Source organism: Brachyspira catarrhinii (assembly GCF_005518285.1).
GTDB lineage: Bacteria > Spirochaetota > Brachyspiria > Brachyspirales > Brachyspiraceae > Brachyspira > Brachyspira catarrhinii.
In genome coordinates, this window is record NZ_SJDU01000400.1 from 1 (window position 1) to 1968 (window position 1968).

3 protein-coding genes are annotated in these 1968 nt (G+C 36.6%); all 3 read right to left on the reverse strand.

From position 1 onward, the window contains the following. Positions 1 to 364, reverse strand: a 364-nt coding sequence (locus EZH24_RS10915; RefSeq protein WP_137999142.1) for an aldo/keto reductase, incomplete at its 3' end; no start/stop codon positions are given. Between the two features lie 42 nt (positions 365 to 406). Further along, complete coding sequence (locus tag EZH24_RS10920) at positions 407 to 1387, reverse strand: aldo/keto reductase (protein WP_137999143.1); 981 nt, start codon at positions 1385 to 1387, stop codon at positions 407 to 409. Between the two features lie 33 nt (positions 1388 to 1420). Beyond that, complete coding sequence (locus EZH24_RS10925; RefSeq protein ID WP_137999144.1) at positions 1421 to 1885, reverse strand: (R)-mandelonitrile lyase; 465 nt, start codon at positions 1883 to 1885, stop codon at positions 1421 to 1423. Positions 1886 to 1968: the final 83 nt, after the last annotated feature.

A 1968-nucleotide genomic window follows, 5' to 3' on the forward strand; every position in this document is an offset into this window, starting at 1 on the left:
CTTCCATAGCTCGCCAAGAACCGTAATAATCTCCGAAAGGCTGATGGATTAAATACAAATCCAAATAATCGAGTTGCAATTTTTCCATAGAAGTTTCAAATCCTTTTTTCGCTTTTTCGTAGCCAGCATCCGAAATCCATAATTTAGTCGTTATGAATAATTCTTTTCTGTTTATTCCGCTTTCTTTTATCGCGTCTCCAACCGCTTTCTCGTTGAAGTATGCGGAAGCCGTGTCGATTAATCTGTAGCCCGTTTCCAAAGCGTCTAAAATCGCTCTCTTGCATTCGTCATAATCGGGTATTTGATATACTCCGAAACCCAATATTGGCATTTCCACGCCGTTGTTTAATTTTACATTTTTCATGTAATCTCTCCTGTATTTAATTTATTTTTTTATTTTACTTGCTTATTTTCCCACTCTTTCCGCCAATTCTTTAGGATATCTCTCTCCTTGAATTGTTATTTTTGAAAGCGCTTCGTTTATATCTTTTAATTCTTCTCCGCTTAATATCACATCCGCCGATGAAATATTATTTTTCAATCTTTCCAAATTTCTTGTCCCTGGAATTGGAACTATAAAACTTTTTTGAGCCAATACCCAAGCCAAAGCCACTTGAGGCAATGTTATATTCTTTTTGTTTGCAATATCTTTTACAAGCTCTACCAATACTTGATTTGCTTCTAAATTTTCTTTTTCAAATCTCGGAACTATACTTCTGAAATCGTTATTTTTGAAAGTAGAATTTTTATCGAATATTCCCGTCAAAAATCCTTTTCCCAAAGGCGAAAACGGAACAAGCCCAATATTTAATTCTTCAAGCAAAGGAATTATTTCTTTTTCGGGTTCTCGCCACATCATAGAATATTCGCTTTGAAGGGCGGTTAATTTACAAACCGAATCGGCTTTTCTTATAGTATTAGCTCCAGCTTCCGAAAGCCCCCAATGTTTAACTTTCCCCTCTTTAATCAAATCTTTTATCGTGGAGGCTACTTCTTCTATCGGAGCATTCGGGTCTACTCTATGAAGATAATACAAATCTATAGCTTCGATTTGTAATCTTTTAAGCGAACCTTCGATAGATTTGCGTATTGTGGATGGTTTGGCGTCCAATACTTGCTTTCCGTTTTCAAGTTTTATTCCAAACTTCGTAGCTATTACCACATCGTTTTTGTAAGGTTTCAAAGCTTCGCCCACAAGCTCTTCGTTGGTAAAAGGTCCGTAAACTTCAGCCGTGTCAAAAAATGTCACGCCCAAATCTATAGCCTTATGAATGAGAGAAATCATTTCTTTTTTGTCGGAAGGTTCTCCGTATCCGTGGCTCATTCCCATGCAACCCAAACCGATTGCCGAAACTTCCAAATCTTTTCCTAAAATTCTTTTTTGCATTTTATTTTCTCCTTGATTTATATTCATTTAAAACTATCTTTTGTTATATTCTTCGTCCGTCACTTTTTCCATCCAAGTCACGCCCGAACCGTTTGATACTCCCGTTATTGCCGCATGTTTCATATAAGAATTTGGCGAAGCTCCATGCCAATGCTTTACATTTGGCGGACAATATAAAACATCTCCCGCTCTAATCTCTCGGATAGGTTTTCCATCTTCCTGCGTAAGCCCTATTCCTTCAATGACTATCAAATGTTGTCCCGCTGGATGAGTATGCCAAGCACTTCTTGCTCCCGCTTGAAAAGTAACATAAGCTACAGAAAATTGAGAGGCGCTATTTGGAGCTGTTATATATTCGCCTTCAACTTCTCCCGTAAAATATTCTTCCGAGCCTGTAAATTTTTGTCCCGTTCCGCTTTTTACAAAAGTAGCCTCTAAAGGCGGCGCTGGATATTCGCTTGAAACATTATTGGAACATGATAACGCGAATGTCGTCATAGCAAAAGGAATTATTTTCTTTATTAATTTTTTTAAATTTAAATTTTTTAAATTTTTCATTATCTATCCTTATTTATTTATTC